Here is a 17,812-nt window from a genome sequence, read left to right as displayed (position 1 = left end):
ATGCCGCCGGCGAAGGTGCCAAATCTCTGCACGGGGCTTGCCAGGTCGCCGCGGTTCGCAGGTTCAAGAGCCCTTGAGCAGGCGGATGCGCGGCAGTTCTGGTGACGGGTTGGTAATCCTGGCGTCGTAGGGGTGGTCGTCGCGCCGGAAAAGGCTGATGATGCGCTTGACGTAGCCACGCGTTTCGGCATATGGCGGCACGCCACGGTAACGGTTCACCGCGCCCTCGCCGGCATTGTAGGCGGCTGCTACGAGGCTGACGTCGCCTTCAAAATAGGCCAGCAGCCAACGCAGGTAGGCCAGCCCGCCGCGCAGGTTCTGCTCCGGGTCGAAGGGCTTCTTCACGTTGAAGCGCGCCGAGGTATCGGGAATCAGTTGCATCAGGCCTTGCGCGTTCTTGTTCGACAAGGCCTGCGTGTTGAAGTTTGATTCGGTCTGGATCACCGCCAAAGCGAGACGCGGACTGACTCCGTATTCGGGTGCCAACTGGTTGACCAGGCTGATGACCTTTTTCTGTGCCTCGCTGCTTGGCAGCACCGGTTCAGTCGGGATCTCGGGCATCTCCGGTGGCCGCATGCACTCGGGGGTAGTGGTTGCCGGGCTGCCGACGAAACGGCTCATCCGCTCGGCGTGTTGATGTCCCTGCTTGGCTGCGAGGGCAAAGAAATAGGCAGCGCGCGCATCGTCACGCTCGACGCCGCGCCCGTTGGCGTACATCCAGCCGAGATTGAACTGCGCTTCGGCGTCCCCCAGGCGGGCGCCGTCGCAATAGAGTCTGGCCGCTCGTGCATAGTCCTTGGGCACGCCTTCGCCGTGCTCATAGCTTTGCGCTTCCTTGCGCAGGGCGGCGAGACGCTCGGCTTCCGCCTCGCTGCGGACAGCGTCAGCAGCCGCGACGGGCAGCGTCGCGGCAAGCGCGATGGCGCCGACAAGCAGGGTGCGGCGTGCCGTTGAAAACGAGTGAACGGGAAGCTTCATGGAGACGGCCAAGCAGCGAGCGGGTGAATTTTCGCCAAAGGTGAGCAGCGCCTGGTGCCGTCCTAGAGGCGCCAGACACTGATGCCGTGGGCGACGAGCTGCGCTTCATCGAACATGCTCTTGACGTCGGTGAGAACACCGTTCGCTTGCAGCTTGTCGGCAAAATCGGCCACTGGACGCTCCTTGAACTGGCGATGGGCAACGGCCGCGACGATCGCTGCTGCCTTGGGCAATTGATCCCAGGCAACGAGTTCTACGCCGTACTCATGGCGCGCTTCGTCAGGATCAGCCACCGGCTCGTGTACGACGACCTGGGCGCCGTACGACTCCAACTCACGGATCACGTCGATCACCCGCGAATTGCGCAGGTCGGGACAGTCTTCCTTGAAGGTCAGCCCGAGCACGATGATCGGTGCGTTCTTGACCTGCCAGCCGTTGCGAATCATCTGCTTGACGGTACGTTCCGCAATGAACTTGCCCATTCCGTCATTGATCCGGCGGCCGGCGTTGATGACCTCCGGGTGATAGCCCAGCATCTCGGCCTTGTGCGTCAGATAGTAAGGGTCGACTCCGATGCAGTGGCCACCGACCAGTCCCGGCCGGAAGGGCAGGAAGTTCCATTTGCTGCCGGCTGCTTCCAGGACCTCCAGCGTGTCAATGCCGATGCGATCGAAGATGATCGCCAGTTCGTTCATCAACGCAATGTTCAGATCGCGCTGAGTGTTCTCGATCACCTTGGCCGCTTCGGCAACTTTGATGCTTGAGGCCGAATAGACGCCCGCTGTGATGACGCTGGCGTACATTGCGCGGACTCGTTCGAGCGTTTCCGGGGTGTCCCCCGAAACCACCTTGACGATCTTCGTCAGCGTCCGCTCCTTGTCTCCCGGGTTGATCCTTTCCGGCGAGTAGCCGACGAAGAAATCCTGCTTCCACTTCATTCCAGAAAACTTCTCGATGATCGGAATGCAGATCTCCTCGGTTGCCCCCGGGTAGACGGTCGACTCGAAAACGACCGTTGCCCCTCTTTTGAGGTTCCGGCCGACGGCTTCGGACGAACTGGCGAGCGGCGTGAAGTCAGGCTGGTGCGCCTGGTCTACCGGCGTCGGCACGGCGACGATGACAAAATCGGCTTCCGCCAGCGCCTGCGGGTCGGTCCCGACCTCGAGCTGGGTTGCCGCCGTAAGATCGGCACTGCTGACTTCGCCAGTCGGATCGAACTTGCGGCGGTAGCACGAAACCTTGCTTTCAGAAAGGTCAAAACCGATGGTGCGACGCGTCTTGCCGAACTCGACGGCCAGCGGCAATCCCACGTAACCCAGACCCACTACAGCGACTATCGTCATGAATCATTTGCCTTTCAATATCTCATGCTTCTTGCGTGGAGCCATCCCGCGGCGCTACGCTTTGTCGGTTCACAGCCCTTGCAGGAGCTGGCTCACCTCGGCCTGTTGAGGAAACTTGTCGCCGAGCTTCGCGAGTTGGTCGAGTTCACTCTTCGCCGCACCCTTTTGGCCGGCCTTGAGCAGAGCTCGCGCGTAGTTCAGGCGAATCTGATGGGCGTCGGGCGCCTTGTCGAGTGCTTTCTTGAACAAGTCGGTGGCGCGCGTCGTCTCGCCCTTGTCGACGAGCAGAACAGCCAGCGTGTCCATCAAGGCAGGTTGCTCGGGTGCCAGCTTGTTGGCCCTTTCGGCGTATTCGAGCGCTTTCGGATCCTTGATCTGACCACTCACCCAGGCCAGGTTGTTGAGCACGGCCGGCGCGTTGGGCTGCAGCTCAAGCACGTTGCGATAGTACTTCACGGCGCTTGCGTAGTCCTTGCGCAGGCTGGCGTCCTCGGCCAGATACAGCCGGTAGCCGGCATCCGCAGGATGCTCTTTCAGCCACGCTTCGGCCAACTTGTCGGCTGCGGCCAGGTTGTTGTTGGAGCGCTGTGCGGCGTGTAGCTTGATCGCCAAGTCAGCCGAGCCGGGAACGGCTTTCAGTCCGCTGGTATAGGCTGCGATCGCCTCGGGCCACGCCTTCTTCGAGGCCTGTGCATCGCCCTCGAAGACGTAACCGACGGCCTCTTTCGGCCTCTGCCGCTGGACCTCGTGCGCGATGGCCAACGCCTCCTTCGTTCGATTGGCGCCGAGTTCGAGCATGATCAGTCCGCGTTGTGCTTCAAGCGAGTCCGGCTTTACCTTCAACGCCTTTTGCAGGTTCTGCATTGCCGCATCCCTGTTTTTTGCAGCCACCTCGACCTCGGCCATCCGGAGGTAGGGAACCGGCGAATCCGGTTTGATCGCGGCAAGCTTGGCGAGCGTCGCCGACGCCTGGTTGTAGTCGCCGGCCGCCTGCTGTGCGCGGGCGGCGACGTCGAGGATCTGCGGCTCGGTCGGGAGCGCGGCGACGGCATCCTGAGCCGCCGAGAGCGCATTCTTCAGGTCCTTCTGCGACAGGAAGTGACCGATCAGGGCATGACGTGCGGCGGGTTCACTCGGATTGGCGGAAATCGCCTTTCGTATCAGAGTGGTGATCTCCTCCGTTGTGCCGCCGGTCTTGGCGCTCAACTGGGCGAGTGCCAGGTGCGCCGAGAGGTTCTTTGGATCCTTGGCGAGAACCGATTCAAAGCGCTTGCGGGCATCTACAGGCTTCTTCTCGCTCAGATCGAGGCTGGCCAGGTTGGCAGCAGCCGGGTAATAGGCCGGATCAAGTGCCAGTGCCTGCTCGAAGCTCTTGCGCGCATTCTGCGTATCCCGTTTGCCGAGCAAGGCTGCGCCGCGCAGATTGTGCGTCAATGGTTGACTGGGCTGCTTTTTCTCGAGCGCCGCGATTGCTTTGAGCGCACCATCGAACTCGCGCCGCTGGACGAGAGCCGCGATCAGTGCAAGGTCTGCCCGGTTGCCGGTGTCGGCTGCGGCTAGGTTTTCGAGATCACGGAATGCTCCCTCGGAGTCTCCCTTGGCCAGATTGACGAGCGCCAGTGATGTCCGCTTGCCGGTATTGTTTGGATCGAGCGCTGCCGCCTTGGCAAAGTAGTTGCCGGCCTTGTCAATTTGTCCGGTCTGCATGAAGACCTGCCCGGCGAGGGCCAGCATGTTGGAATCCTTGTCGATCTTGTCGAGTATGGGCTCCAGAACAGACAGCGCCTTCATCGGCTGGCCGGCCCGCAAGTAGCTGGCAATGAGCAAGCGGCGGGCAATGCCGGTCTCCGGTGTTCTCGGTAATGCCTTCGTCAGGTAGGCCTCGGCCTGTGGAAAGGCCTTCAGCTCATATTCAATCGCGCCAGCGAGTTGCAGGCCAAGCGGGCTTTCGGGAACCGCTCTGAGCATCAACTGCATGGTTTCGCGCGCTTGCGTCAGTTCCTTCTTCTGGTAGGCGACGAGGGCACTCTGATAAAGCGTCTGCGGGTTGTTGGGAGCAACCTGCTTCATCAATTCGACCTGCTTGCGGGCGTCGTCAGCATTTCCGGTAGCGAGCAGCTGTCCGACAATCCGTGCGTGTGCCACGAGAAGGTCGGGTTTGGCTTCGATCGCTTTGCGAAATGCCTGCATGGCGCCATCGTGGTTCGCTTGCAGACCCAGCAGATCACCTTTCAGAACCCAGGCTTCGTACAGTGCGGGCGACTTTTGCAGGGCAGAGTCGAGAAGGGCGAGCGCGCCCTGGATGTCGTTGCGGCCGGCCTTCAACCTCGCTTCGCCAAGCACGGCAGGCGGATGATCGGGCTGCGCGGCGAGTGCCGCACTGTAGGCGGTTTCGGCCAGGTCAGGCTTACCCTGTACCAGATAAGCATGGCCGATGACCGCTTGCAGGTCAGCCTTGGCGGCTGGCGCGCTCAACTCGACCTTGCTCAGATCTTTGGTGACCTTTTCCGCCTGGCCAAGGGCGAGCATCGCACGCGCAAGCGGCGGGATCACTTGGTCGGCCGGATGACCGAGGCTTTGCGCCTTGCGAAACTCCAGTTCGGCGCCTGTTGGATCGCCACTGTCGAGCAGCGCCTTGCCGAGCAGGAAGCGCGCTTCGGCCAGGTCCGGGTTCTTCTGCAAGGCATTCTTCAACTGGATGGTGGCCGCCTTGGTATCGTTCTTCGCCAGGAAGTCCTTGGCGGATGCCAGCATGCTTTCCGGGCTATCGCCGCCGCATCCTGCCGCAAGAAGCATCGCCAGAATTGCCGAGACGCCGGTCTGGCGCAGCCTGCGCCGCGCATCACGAGTAATCATTAGACCTCCACTAAGGGGAACAGCTTGCACAAAATTACTTCAGTCCGAACCGGTGCATCATGTCGTAGAGCGTCGGCCGGCTGACACCGAGCAGTTCTGCCGCCTTGACCACATTGCCGTCAGCGCGCGCCAGGGCAGTGATGATCACCCGACGCTCGGCGTCATCGCGCGCATGGCGCAGGTCAAGGACCGCCTTCTCGCTCGTCGGTCCGCCGGTCAAGCCGAGGTCTGCCGCCGTTATCTGGTTTCCATCGGCCATGATCACGGCGCGCTTGATACAGTTTTCCAGCTCGCGCACGTTGCCGGGCCATTTGTGCGCCTCGATCGCATGCAGAGCGTCCTCGCGCAGGGAAAGGCCGCCCCGGTTCTGTTCCTCGGCGAAACGGCGGACAAACGCGTGCGCCAACAAGACGGCATCACCAGAGCGCGCGCGCAAAGGTGGAATGGTAACAACGATTTCTGCCAGCCGATAGTACAGGTCTTCACGAAAGCGACCGTTGTTGATCAGTGACTTCAGATCCTGGTGCGTCGCACAGACGATGCGGACGTTGACCGGAATCTCCTGTCTCCCGCCGATCCGCTCAATGACGCGCTCCTGCAGAAAGCGCAACAGCTTGGCCTGTAGAGCGTGCGGCAGATCGCCGATCTCGTCGAGCATCAAGGTTCCCTTGTTGGCTGTTTCGATCTTGCCGATGGTCGTCTTCGCGGCGCCGGTGAAAGCGCCTTTTTCGTAGCCGAAAAGTTCGCTTTCCAGGAGGTTGTCGGGAATTGCCGCGCAATTGATGGCGATGAATCGCTCCCGGCTGCGCGGCGACAGGTCATGTACGCCACGCGCCAGAAGCTCCTTGCCGGTGCCGCTTTCGCCAAGCAGGAGGACGGTTGCGTCGGTCACGGCGACGCGTTCGATGGTTCGGCAAACGCGCAACAAGTCGGGGTCGCGGGTAATCAGCCCGGAAAGGAAGTCCGGCTGCTGCATCGCCTGCAGTCGCCTCAGTTCCTGCTGCAACTCGTGCAGGCGGTAGGCGCGTTGCAGCGTGAGGCCGAGCATTTCGACCTCGAAGGGCTTGGCGAAGAAGTCGTAAGCCCCCAGAGCGACTGCCCGCAAGGCGTTCGCGCGGTCGTTCTGTCCGGTGAGTACGATGATCTTGGTATCGGGCGCCGTGCTGAGAATCTCGTCAAGCAGTTTGAAGCCCTCTGAAACCGAATCCGGGTCGGGCGGGAGCCCGAGGTCCATCGTGATCACCGGTGGCTGATAGCGGCGCATCTGCACGAGAGCGCTTTCGCGATCGTCGGCAGTCACCGTTTCGTACTGGTCGAATGCCCAGCGAAGCTGCTTCTGTAGAGCACGATCATCTTCGACGATCAGCAAGTAGGGTTGCTTCTCTGCGCTCATGCGGAATCTCGCGGCGATACGTGCGGCTGGAGTTCCTCGTCTGTGTCGACCAGAGGCAGGAGCAGGTCCACCTGCGTCCCGACGTTGACGGCGCTGTCTACAGTGAGTCTGCCACCGAGTTCATGGACGTACTGGAAACTCTCGTACGCACCTATTCCCATGCCCGTTGGCTTGGTCGTCTGGAAGGGTTTGAAGAGACGCTCGCGGACGAAGTCCGGGCTCATTCCATGACCGGTGTCGCCGACCTCGACGAGTGCGTGTGCGCCTTCGCGGGCCAATCTGATCCATACCTGGCCGCCGCTCTCGTCGGTGGCGTCCAGCGCATTCTGTACCAGATGACCGATGACACGTTCGATCCTGTCCTCGTGTCCGCGCGCGATCGGACGGTCTTCGATGGCCAGATCGACCGTTCTTCCCTGCCCGGCCTTGGCTGCCTGGACACGGCGAACGACATCCGCCAGGTCGACCCCGCGTGGTCCGTCGAGCGGCGTCGCTTCCTGGCGCAACTGCATCATCAACTGACGCATGCGCTCGACCGAGTGCTGCACGGTCATCAGCATGTCCTCCTGAAACTCGGGATTTCCCCGGTGGCGTTCGGCATTCTTGAGCATCAGTGACAACTGCGCGACGACATTCTTGAGGTCGTGTACGACGAACGCCGACATTCGGTTGAAGGAATCGAACTTGCGCGCTTCGAGCAGCGCTTCACTTGCCTGCATCTGACCGAGAAACGCACCGGCTTGCCGGCCAGCGGTCTTCAGCAAGTCGTTGACTTCCCAGTTCACATCGATTCGTGTCCGTGATGTGGTCAGAACAACGAATCCGATCAGATCGACGCCGGCGGTCAGCGGGACGATCAGCCAGGCATCGGGCATCTCGACCAGCCACGAGGGAAGGGCCAGACCGTCATAGCGGCGTGGTAGAGAGCGATACTCCTCCATGTTGATGACCCAGCCGCTTTCGACGAGAAAGCGACAGAGTGGGCCTCCCTGATCCTCGGTCGCCGACAGGTTGGGGACGTTCCAGCAGGCGGTCTGGGCAAAGAAACGCTCGTTTGGATCCTGCAACCAGAGGGCACCGCCTGGGCTCTCGACCATATCCGCCAGCCCACGCACGACATGCTGTCCGAGACCGGTAAAACCGCCCTGAATCGACAGCGTCTGCGTGAAGCGCAGCCATTCTTCCCGGTAGTCGTAGCGGTAGCTGAAGAAATGCTTGCCCACCAGAACCTTGAGCGTTGCCCGCATCGACCCAGAAACGGTCAGGGCGGCGAGAAGGAGCAGAGCGGCAAAGATGAACGCCGCCTGCAGCGCGCGTCCCCATTCGCCACCGAAAAGGCGGACGTAGTAGCCTGCCGACGCCATGAAAAGCAGATAGAGGCCAACGATGACCAGGGTTGCCGACTGCAACGCGGCGCGGCGCGACATGACCAGTTTTCTCTTCCAAGAGTGACTGCGCGTCGCCGAGAGGACGGCCACCGGCAGGCCGAGCGCATGGGCAAACCCACGTACACTGGCAGCTTCCGGGTCGATGCGGTTGAATAGCAGCGCATCGGAGTAGAGGTACAGATCGAACGCGAACACCGCCCCGAGTCCGATACACAAGGGTTTGATGCTCCAGCGTGACTCCGGCGCGACGTTGCGGAAGAGTTGTTCGATGAGGACGAGTCCGAACACGCTCATGGCGAGCGATGAGAAGAGGACGATGCGCTGTGCCGGCACAATCAACTGGACGCTCATCAGGTGCAGTGCCTGCGCACCAAAGCCGACCGTGAAGAGCAGTAGCGCAAGCCCGCGCAGCCACGCGAAACGCTCGGGAAACCGCCGCTCCTCGGCCGTTTCCGGGGTGATCAGCAAGAGGACGAAGACGTACCAGGCGGCAAAGCGGAAAGGGTCGACCAGGACATGGCCGGCCAGGAAAAGCGCCTGACCAGTCAGCGAAAACGCCAGTCCGAGGACGGCCCAGACGGTAGAAATGGCGACCGCGACAAACATCGTCCGGCTGCGCCGACCAGCACGCCAGGTGGAGGCAAGGTAGAGCGTCAGGAACGCCGCCGCGGCCGACGCCAGTCCGTAGCTCCACGCATGCATGACCATCAGTTTTCCGTCCATCACCTCGGGCAGACCTCCGGGATTCTCATTCGTCAGTATAAGTCATGCTTACGCCAGACTTCGTCATTGGGCGCCCTCGCCGCTGAGTACAACCCCGACTGTTTGAAAGATCACAACTATATCAAGAAATAGAGTGTGGTTCTTGACATAGTACAAGTCGTACTGAAGCTTCTGGATCGAATCATCAACGGTCGATCCATAGTGGTAGCGTACTTGCGCCCAGCCGGTGACGCCCGGCTTCACGCTGTGGCGAACGGCGTAGAACGGAATGTCGCGCGTCAGCTTGTCTACGAAGTAGGGACGCTCCGGGCGTGGTCCTACCAAGCTCATGTCGCCGGTGAGCACGCTGTACAACTGCGGTAGCTCGTCGATGCGAACTTTGCGGATAATGCGACCGACCCGTGTGACGCGGTCGTCGTTGGCGGTTGCCCAGCGCGGAGTTCCGTCGCTCTCGGCGTCGTTGCGCATGCTGCGGAATTTGACCACCTTGAAAAGACGGCCGCCGAGACCGACTCGCTCCTGCCGATAGAAGACCGGAAAACCATCTTCGACCAACACCATGATGGCGGTGATCAGCATGATCGGGAGGGAGAGCAGCAGGAGCAGCGAAGCGACAATGATGTCAAACAGGCGCTTGACGACGTTCCGCCGCCAGTTCTGTCGGAACCCGTCACCGAAGATCAACCAGCCGACGCGTAGCGAGTCAAGCCTGATCTGTCCGAGCGCCCGCTCGAAGTAGGTGGGCAGGTCCAGTACCTTGACTCCCGACAACTTGCAATCCAGGAGCTCGCGCAAGGGGAGTGCCCCACCTCGCCGCTCACGCACGGCGACGATGATCTCGCGCACCTTGAGCGAATGCGCGGTGTCGAGCAGTGAAACCTCGCGTGGCAGTATCTCGCGCGGCGGAACGGCCGGCTCGGCATCCGAAGGGCAGGGGTAAAACCCGACGATCTGAATGTCCGGGTCCGATGCGCGCAGCACGCGGCTGACGTGTTCCGCCTCCTCGCCAACGCCGAAAACCAGTACCCGGTGGCTCATCAGCGAGCCCGTCCGGTGGTGCGCCGAATAAACCCGGTGCACGAGGGTGGCGAAGAGCGCCGACAAGCCGGCGAGCAGCATGAAGCCACGATCGACTTCGGCCATCGAAACCATTGAGAATGCGACGTAGGCAAGCGGAATGGCTAGGTAGAGTGAGAGGACGGCACGTGCTTGTGTTTCGGTCCGGGTGCGGCAGTGCACGCGCTGATAAAACCCCAACCACGCATTGATAGCCGTCATTGTAAGCGCGAAGCTCACTGCATAGAAAGCAACCTTGGCCAGTCCGAACTCGCGGCTGTGCTCGATCCACAGCGCAGCCAGCAGTACGCAGGCAACCGGAAAGGCCAGATCGATGCCGACTTGAGCAACAGTCTTCCGGTGAAACCAATGATTGAACACCTTAATCACGATCGACCTTTCGCAAGCATACGGGGCCTGCCGTTCGCGAATTTCTCGCGTTTGACCATGTGTCCCACGATGTTCCACGGTGGCAAGGCAACGGCAAACGTCGGAGACGAAGGCTATCATCGTGACCGCCGGCAAGCCGTGAACTAATGCACGCTGTGCGCGAGCGCCGCCTGCAGCTCGCGTTTGTGTCACAGGAGGACGACATGGAAATGCGGAGTCGACCGGCCTTGGCCGGGGCGAAGGAAGCGGCTGAGAAGCTTCTCGGCGACCGCGAAACATTCTACTACGGCCAACAAGCCTTTGGGACTGGCGCCACTCCTGTCGCCGAGCTCGCAGGCCAAGCCTGGTGACTGTCAGTAAGCGGCAGGGCGGCGATGGTTCCCGGCCGGCAACGCGGCAACCAGCGCTGCCGCGAGCGTCTGCGCCGGTCTGCTCGGCGCGCGCGCGGCAAGGGGCGGGCCGCAGACGGCGGTTGCCCGTAGTCGGGCCATGGCGGGAGTCGCCGGTGGTCGCCGCCGGCGTTTGGCAGCGCCGATCAGTGCGATGATCTATGCCGCCTGAAGTCGATGCGCGAGGTCCGCCACATGCCGGGCCCGCATGCGCTCAGGCGGATGGTTCGTCGGGCTGGTCGGAAGCCGGGCGACGCCAGTCGCGCAGCGTTTCCGGTCTTCCCGGGAGCGGTGTGTGGTCGGCACGACGATCACGCAGAAGCGGAATGGCGGCCCCCAGAACGAACACGATACAGAGGGCAAGAACGCTCCAGAGTGCCGTCATTGCGGGCCTCGCAGGTGCTGGCGCGCGTGCAGGCGCCGCCCGGGATTGGCGGCGCCTTGCTGCATGTCTTGATCCGCCGGCCGGTGCCTGCGCCCGCCCGCTCGCGGCTGGCAACTCGTCGGCGGCATTCAGGTGTTCTGCCGGACCCAGTTGCGCCAGGCGGCGAAGACTGCCGGATTCAGCGCGGCGATAACCGGGCGACGCCAGACGTCCTCCGCGTCGTAATCGTCTTCCGCCAGGGTACACATCTGCCCGCCCGCCTCGCGCAGGATCAGGCTACCCGCAGCGTAATCCCACAACATCTGGCCGCCATGCAGGTAGAGGTCGAGGCGACCAGCAGCCAGATTGCACCAGTCGAGCGTCGAGCTGCCGAAGTTGCGTTGCGAGAAGAAAGGTGGGCTGACGGCAATCCGGTCGGCGAGTTGTTTCGGGATCCGTTTGAAATCGACACCGCCGACGGCGCGCCGGATGTCGCTGGTTACCTGACGCAGTGGCAGGCGGCGACCGTTCAGGTAGGCGCCATTGCTTTCGCGGGCATAGAACATCTCGTCGGTAATCGGGTTGAAGGTCACCGCCAAGCGCGTCCGCCCCGCTCGTATCCAGGCGATGGAGACGGCAAAGCAGGGCAGCCCGTTGATGAAATTGGTCGTCCCGTCGATTGGATCGATACACCAGACGCCGAGTTCATCCTTGCTCCCGTCGTTCCAGCCGGCCTGTTGCGCGGCCGGTGGCATTTCCTCGCCGATCACCGGACACGGGCAGACCTCCTGCAGACGTCCGTGAAGGAACTGTTCGGCGGCCAGATCGGCCTCCGAACACAGCGAACCATCGTCCTTGCGCTGCCCGTGACTGACGCGCAGAAAACGCGGCATGATCTCACGCTGTGCCACTTCGCGCACCAGCGCGACGGTTGCGTCGAGCATCCGTTTCAGTTCGCCATCAGTCACCCGTGCAGCCACCGGGGGGTCGGCGTCCAGCGTATTCATGCGGGCTCGCTGCCCGTCCGCCACTTGATCGAGCAACCGATGCTGGCGTGCTGTTCGCGAGGTCCACTGCCGGTTGTGGCGATCAGGCGCATCGCCTCGACGAGTTCGCGGCGGCAGCCGGGTGCCGCCGGAAGCCGCCCGCTGGCGTCGAGGCGGCCTCGGTACTGGAGCTGCAGGTCGGCGTTGAAGGCGAAGAAGTCGGGTGTGCACACGGCGCCATAGGCGCGCGCGACATCCTGCGTTTCGTCATGCAGGTAAGGGAACGGAAAGCCCATTTCGTTGGCAAGGCGCTGCATGTTGGCGAACGAATCCTCCGGGTACTCGCGGGCGTCGTTGCTCATCACGGCAGCAACACCGAAACCAAGCTGCTGCACTTCGCGAGCATCACGGCAAATCCGGTCGATCACCGCTTTGACGTACGGGCAGTGGTTGCAGATGAACATCAGCAACAGCCCACTCGGTCCGCGCAGCGAGGCAAGCGTGTGGCGCGTCCCGCGCGTGTCGGCGAGAGCGAAATCGACCGCTTGCCAGCCAAAGTTACAGACCGGTGCGCTGAGCGCCATGACTGCACTGCCTCCAGAAAACGACATCAAGACGACATCAAAACGATCAAAACGACATCGGACAGCGGAACTCTTATAATACCACGGTGAATGGCCCCCGCTTCTTTTGCCCCCCGCCGCTGGTCGTTGGTGCGCAGGTCGAGTTGCCGCAGCAGGTCGCGCAGCATGCGCTGAAGGTCTTGCGTCTGCGGCGAGGCGACGGCATGACGCTGTTCGACGGCACCGGTGGCGAGTATGATGCGCGCATTGTAGGCGTGGCTGGTTCGCAGCTTGTCGTCGAATTGCACGGATGGCTGCCACGCGAACGTGAGTCACCTTTGGCGGTCACCCTGATACAGGCGCTGCAGGTTGGTGCCAAGATGGATCTGACGGTGCAGAAGGCGGTCGAACTTGGGGTGGCGCGTATCGTCCCCGTCGTCTCGCAGCGCAGCGTGGTAGCGCTTGCTGGTGAGCGTGCGGCGCGTCGCGTTGAGCATTGGCGGGCTATTGTCCTCGCCGCGTGTGCGCAGTGCGGACGCAATCGTGTGCCCGAGGTGGCGCTCCCGGAGCGCCTCGACGTTTGGCTCGCGCGACCGGTCGACGGCGATATCCAGCGTCTTGTTCTCAGTCCACGGGCAACTTGCTCGCTGGCCATGCTGCCCAGCCCGGCGCTTGCGCGGGCGGGTGGCAGGCTTGAGTTGCTGGTTGGCGCCGAGGGTGGTCTGGCGCCTGAGGAATCGAAACTGGCGGAGATTGCCGGTTTCATTTCGGTGCGCTTGGGGCCGCGGATTCTGCGCACCGAGACGGCTGGCCTGGCTGCCCTAGCGGCAATCCAGTTTTTGTGGGGTGACTTGAAGGAGGAGACGACAGATGTTTGAATCGGCAGAATTGGGACACAAGATCGATAAGGAGACCTACCGCGCAGAAGAACCCAAGCTGCGTGCCGCATTGCTTGAGGCACAGCATCACTTGCGCGAGAACGGCACCTTTCCCGTCATCGTGCTGATCACCGGCGTCGACGGATCGGGCAAAGGCGAAACCATCAACACGCTTTACGAGTGGATGGATCCGCGCTATCTGTCCGCGCACGCCTTCTCGGAGCCGACCGCCGATGAACGTGCGCGTCCTTCGATGTGGCGCTACTGGCGCGCCCTGCCGCCCAAGGGCCGGGTCGGCATCTTCGTTGGCTCGTGGTACTCGCAGCCGATTACCGAACGCATCAACAACACGGTGTCGCGCAGCGATTTCGATCAGCGCATGGATCAGCTCAACCGCTTTGAGGCGATGCTGGTCAATGAAGGGGCACTCGTTCTCAAGTTCTGGGTGCACCTGTCGAAGGACGCTCAGCGCGAGCGCTTGAAGTCGATCGAAGCGAATCCGCTGACCCGTTGGCGAGTGACCAAAGCCAGTTGGGATCGCCTGAAGACCTATGACAAGCTGCAGGAAGTGGCGGGACATTTGCTGCGCACGACGAACACTCCATGGGCGCCATGGATTATCGTCGAGGGGACCGACGACCGTTATCGCTCGCTGACCATCGGCAAGACGATCCTCGAATCGCTGCAGAAACGACTGGCGGACAAGCGCGAGCAGAGCTCGCCGGTTGCCCCGCCGGTGTCGCCGCGCATCGACAGCCTTGATGTGCTGAGTTCCCTCGACATGACGCAAAGTCTGGTCAAGAAGGAATACGAGAGCCAGCTCTCGGCCTGGCAAGGGCGTCTGGCTGAACTCCTGCGCCATCCCGAGTTCAGCAAGCGGGCGCTCATTCTTGCTTTTGAAGGATCGGACGCGGCCGGCAAGGGAGGCGCCATCCGGAGAATCATTTCGGCGATGGATGCGCGCCAATACCAGATCATTCCGATCGCCGCGCCGACCGAGGAAGAGCGCGCCCAGCCCTACCTCTGGCGCTTCTGGCGGCACATGCCGCGTCTGGGCCGGGTGGTCATCTTCGACCGCACGTGGTACGGTCGCGTCCTCGTCGAGCGCGTGGAAGGCTTTTGCAGTCAGGCCGACTGGTTGCGTGCGTATGCCGAGATCAATGATTTCGAGCACGATTTGTGGCGGGCCGGCGGCATCGTCGTCAAGTTCTGGCTGCAGATCAGCGACGACGAGCAACTCCGGCGCTTCGACGAGCGGGCCAAGGTCGAGCACAAACGCTTCAAGATCACGGAGGAGGACTGGCGCAACCGGGAGAAGGCGGGCGCCTATCACGAGGCAGTCTGCGACATGATCGATCGCACGAGTTCCGGTACGGCGCCGTGGATTCTGGTTGAAGCGAACGACAAGCTGTTTGCTCGTGTCAAGGTTCTGCGTACCCTGTGCGAACGCCTTGAAAAGGAACTGAAGGTCGATCCGCTGAAGCTGCCGCCGCTGCCCGCCAGCAAAGACGGCCGTGTCGAACCAGCCAAGGCGGATGAGGGCAAGGGGGCGAAAAGCGAAGAACCAGCCGATCCGGAAGCGGAGAAGGCCAAGGACGAAGCACACGAGGCGACGCGCGAGGCGAAGGGCGAGAAGGTTAAGGAGTCGAAGGGCGACAAGGTCAAGCACGCCAAGTCCGACAAAGGCAAGTAGCGATGGCTTCGTACGGGGTGTGCGATGCCTGAAGACTTGAGCTCCAACCCGTTTGTCGTCTGGTTTCGCTCGGTCGCCCCGTACGTCAACCTGTTTCGCGGCAAGACATTCCTCGTCGCCTTCGGCGGCAAGGCAATCGCCGGACAGCTGGCGCGCACGCTGGCCTACGACGTCAACTTGCTGGCTGCTTTGGGGGTACGCCTCGTGCTCGTGCACGGGGCGCGCCCGCAAATCGAGAAGCTGCTGCGCGAGCGCGGACTGGAATCGGTTTACCACGGCAACTACCGCGTTACCGACGCCGCCGCGCTCGGCTGCGTGATTGATGCCGTGGGCAGGATTTACGTCGAAATCGAGGCGCTGCTGTCACAGGGATTGGCTGATACGCCGATGGCCAACAGCACGATTCGGGTGGTTGGCGGAAACTTCATTACGGCGAAGCCGGTTGGCGTCGTCGACGGGGTCGATCTGCAGTATTCGGGTCAGGTGAGGAAGATCGACGGCGAGGGCATCCGCGCCCAGCTTGCCCTGGGCAACATCGTTCTCCTGTCGTGTATCGCCTCAAGCCGGACGGGCGAAATTTTCAATCTTCCGATGGAAGAGGTGGCTGAAACCGTGGCCACCGAGTTGCTTGCCGACAAGCTGATCTTTCTTACCGACAGTCGGGGTGCCAGCGATATCGACCGCGTGCTGCTCAAAGAGTTGACGGTGGAAGGGGCGCAACGGCTGATCAGCATTGGCGACTGGTTGTCGGCCGATCTGAAACGCTATCTGCCGCCTGCCGTACGCGCCAGTCGGGCTGGAGTCGGGCGGGTCCACCTGATCGGCTATGGCGAGGATGGCGCGCTGCTGCGCGAACTATTCACGCACGACGGCGTGGGCACGGTGATCACGCGCGAAGCGCTCGAGCAACTGCGCGAAGCGCGGCCCGACGACATTGGCGGTCTGGTCGCCCTGATCGAGCCGCTCGAGGAGATCGGCGCGCTGGTACGTCGTTCGCGCGAGTTGCTCGAGCGTGAGATCAATCGCTTTTCCGTCGTTGAACACGACGGCATGATCGTCGGTTGTGCCGCGCTCTATCCGTATGGGGAAGACCAGGCTGAGCTTGCCTGCCTGGCGGTTCATGCTCACTATCGGCGTTGGGGCTATGGCGCGCTCCTGATGAAGCGGATTGAGGCGCGCGCGCGCGCCGCTGGCGTCAGAAGCCTTTTCGTCCTGACCACGGTAACCTCGCATTGGTTCAAGGAGCGCGGTTTCGCGGTTCGTTCGGTTGATGATCTGCCGGTCGAGAAGCGCCTGGTCTACAATCTGCAGCGTCGATCGAGTGTTTTGGTGAAAGAGCTGTAGCGGTGCGTGTGACCGCCGTCGGTAGGCGGTCGGGTTGCCGTTGCAGCGGGATGAGGAGTCGGTGACATGACAAGAATGGTTGATTGCGTCAAGCTTGGCCGTCCGGCAGAAGGACTGGACCTGCCGCCCTATCCGGGCCAGCTCGGCAAGCGGATCTATGACAGTGTCTCGAAAGAGGCTTGGCAGCAGTGGGTGCGCATGCAGACGATGATCATTAACGAGAACCGCTTGAATCTGGCGGACGCCGCGCACCGGAAGTACCTGGCGGAACAGATGGAGCAGCACTTCTTTGGTAGCGGGGCAGATCGCGTGCAGGGTTACGTCCCGCCGGCGTGAGCCTGGCCCAGCGTGCCTGCCGCCCGCTCGTCTTGCGCCGTCGGTCGTCGCCAAGCGTCGGTCAGCGAACGCGCAAACGACGGATTTGCGCTGACCGCCGAGCCCAGCGCGATGCGACTTAGTACATCGCGGCCAGCGGCGATCCAGACAGAGAGCGATGGGTGGCCGCCGTAAAGTGTGTCGAGTTTTTTTACAGTTGACCCGGGCGGCGCGCTCCGAGTGCATTCGACACGATTGAGTTAACATCGAATGGGCTGTGTGGTGCGAATCTTGCTAACAGATCCAACCATGGAAGTTTGCTTGCTGTCTTTGCCGAAAAGAGGTCAACACATGTTTTCCCAAATCCGTTCCCTGACCGCCTGTTTCGCTCTCGGGTTGCTGCTTTGCTCGGGAGCTGCCGTCGCCTCGCCGGTCGTCACCGCGACTTCTGCGAGCGGTTTGCCGGGCAGTACCGTGACCACGACGATGCGCATCGTGCCGGATTCTCCAGCCAGCGTGGACATGGGCTCGCTCATTGGCTGGAACCTGGTGCTGAACTGGGGCGCTGCCCCGCTGAGCTTTGATCCAGCCAGTTCCACGTTGAGGTTTGGCGCCGATGCGCCGATCGGACTGACCAGTTTTCTGGCCAGCTTGCCGCCGGATCTGACGGTTAACCATGACGCTTTAGGCGGCTTCTATCGGTTTGATTGGGCTGACCTGAATTCCGGGCTCGATCCGCAAACGCTCCTCAACCGCTTGGCGCAAGGTGTTTTGCTCTCGGCCTCGTTCAACATTCTCGCCAACGCGGCTCCCGGTAGCTACGAAATCGGCTTCGAGCAAGGGGCCGGTCCGTCGTCGCTGACCGATGCGGTTCTGAGCGAGTTTCAGTACGCCTCGGTGACCTCGGGCGATCCGATGCGCGTCGTGGTCGAACGCTCGCCCACCGTGCCGGAGCCTGGCGGACTGAGTCTGATGGTTTGCGCGCTCGCTGTCGTGCTCGTTTCTGCACGGCGACGATGGGGTGGTGTTCCGCAGTGAGCCGATGAACAGAGATGACTGGCGTCGGCGCCTTGGTCGCTGGGAGCGTAACTGCTCGGCAGCGACGAGATACAGACAATTTGTGGTGTGACCCAAACAGGCCTGCCTCGTTCGA

The 17,812-nt window shown here is 62.1% G+C and carries 14 protein-coding genes; 5 read left to right on the top strand and 9 right to left on the bottom strand.

Going from position 1 to position 17,812, the window contains the following annotated elements; translation table 11 throughout:
- Nucleotides 1–63: 63 nt before the first annotated feature.
- The 9 genes from RKP46_RS01890 to RKP46_RS01850 all read right to left on the bottom strand — a co-directional run bounded on the left by RKP46_RS01890 (nt 64) and on the right by RKP46_RS01850 (nt 12,450).
- Nucleotides 64–978 carry a transglycosylase SLT domain-containing protein gene (locus tag RKP46_RS01890; protein ID WP_311105055.1) on the bottom strand — a complete coding sequence of 305 codons (915 nt, stop codon included), beginning with the start codon at nt 976–978 and terminating at the stop codon, nt 64–66.
- A gap of 62 nt (nt 979–1,040) precedes the next feature.
- A complete protein-coding gene (locus RKP46_RS01885; protein WP_311105054.1) occupies nt 1,041–2,321 on the bottom strand; it encodes a nucleotide sugar dehydrogenase in 1,281 nt (426 codons plus the stop codon).
- 69 nt (nt 2,322–2,390) lie between these two features.
- Nucleotides 2,391–5,177 (bottom strand): XrtA/PEP-CTERM system TPR-repeat protein PrsT, encoded by a 2,787-nt coding sequence (gene prsT, locus RKP46_RS01880; protein WP_311105053.1) that lies wholly within the window; start codon nt 5,175–5,177, stop codon nt 2,391–2,393.
- A 34-nt stretch (nt 5,178–5,211) separates the two neighbouring features.
- Nucleotides 5,212–6,570, bottom strand: coding sequence for a PEP-CTERM-box response regulator transcription factor (prsR, locus tag RKP46_RS01875; protein ID WP_311105052.1), 1,359 nt, complete (start codon nt 6,568–6,570; stop codon nt 5,212–5,214).
- Nucleotides 6,567–8,681, bottom strand: coding sequence for an XrtA/PEP-CTERM system histidine kinase PrsK (gene prsK, locus RKP46_RS01870; RefSeq protein ID WP_311105065.1), 2,115 nt, complete (start codon nt 8,679–8,681; stop codon nt 6,567–6,569). Before prsK ends, prsR begins: the two co-directional genes overlap by 4 nt.
- Before the next feature lie 63 nt (nt 8,682–8,744).
- Nucleotides 8,745–10,127 carry a TIGR03013 family XrtA/PEP-CTERM system glycosyltransferase gene (locus RKP46_RS01865; RefSeq protein ID WP_311099001.1) on the bottom strand — a complete coding sequence of 461 codons (1,383 nt, stop codon included), beginning with the start codon at nt 10,125–10,127 and terminating at the stop codon, nt 8,745–8,747.
- A gap of 603 nt (nt 10,128–10,730) precedes the next feature.
- Nucleotides 10,731–10,901, bottom strand: a complete 171-nt coding sequence (locus RKP46_RS01860) for a hypothetical protein (RefSeq protein ID WP_311099003.1) — start codon at nt 10,899–10,901, stop codon at nt 10,731–10,733.
- A gap of 128 nt (nt 10,902–11,029) precedes the next feature.
- Complete coding sequence (locus tag RKP46_RS01855) at nt 11,030–11,887, bottom strand: inositol monophosphatase family protein (RefSeq protein ID WP_311099005.1); 858 nt, start codon at nt 11,885–11,887, stop codon at nt 11,030–11,032.
- On the bottom strand, nt 11,884–12,450 hold the full coding sequence (locus RKP46_RS01850) for a thioredoxin family protein (protein ID WP_311099006.1): 567 nt from the start codon (nt 12,448–12,450) through the stop codon (nt 11,884–11,886). The genes RKP46_RS01855 and RKP46_RS01850 overlap by 4 nt, the downstream gene beginning before the upstream one ends.
- A 56-nt stretch (nt 12,451–12,506) precedes the next feature.
- Between RKP46_RS01850 and RKP46_RS01845 the strand changes: the two genes are divergently transcribed.
- The 5 genes from RKP46_RS01845 (at nt 12,507) to RKP46_RS01825 (ending at nt 17,697) form a co-directional block, all read left to right on the top strand.
- Nucleotides 12,507–13,307 (top strand): 16S rRNA (uracil(1498)-N(3))-methyltransferase, encoded by an 801-nt coding sequence (locus tag RKP46_RS01845; protein WP_409194089.1) that lies wholly within the window; start codon nt 12,507–12,509, stop codon nt 13,305–13,307.
- The gene (gene pap, locus RKP46_RS01840) at nt 13,300–15,000 is read left to right on the top strand and encodes a polyphosphate:AMP phosphotransferase (protein WP_311099009.1); all 1,701 of its coding nucleotides are present in this window, start codon (nt 13,300–13,302) and stop codon (nt 14,998–15,000) included. Before RKP46_RS01845 ends, pap begins: the two co-directional genes overlap by 8 nt.
- 24 nt (nt 15,001–15,024) lie before the next feature.
- Nucleotides 15,025–16,344 (top strand): amino-acid N-acetyltransferase, encoded by a 1,320-nt coding sequence (gene argA, locus RKP46_RS01835; RefSeq protein ID WP_311105051.1) that lies wholly within the window; start codon nt 15,025–15,027, stop codon nt 16,342–16,344.
- 66 nt (nt 16,345–16,410) lie between these two features.
- Entirely contained in the window at nt 16,411–16,680 is a 270-nt protein-coding gene (locus tag RKP46_RS01830) for an oxidative damage protection protein (RefSeq protein WP_311099012.1), read from the top strand.
- A 249-nt stretch (nt 16,681–16,929) separates the two neighbouring features.
- Entirely contained in the window at nt 16,930–17,697 is a 768-nt protein-coding gene (locus RKP46_RS01825) for a hypothetical protein (RefSeq protein ID WP_311105050.1), read from the top strand.
- The last annotated feature ends 115 nt before the right edge of the window (nt 17,698–17,812 follow it).

The organism is Accumulibacter sp., assembly GCF_031732815.1.
Lineage (GTDB): Bacteria > Pseudomonadota > Gammaproteobacteria > Burkholderiales > Rhodocyclaceae > Accumulibacter.
The sequence above is the reverse complement of the archived record's forward strand: the minus strand, read 5'-3'. Positions and strand labels throughout refer to the sequence as shown.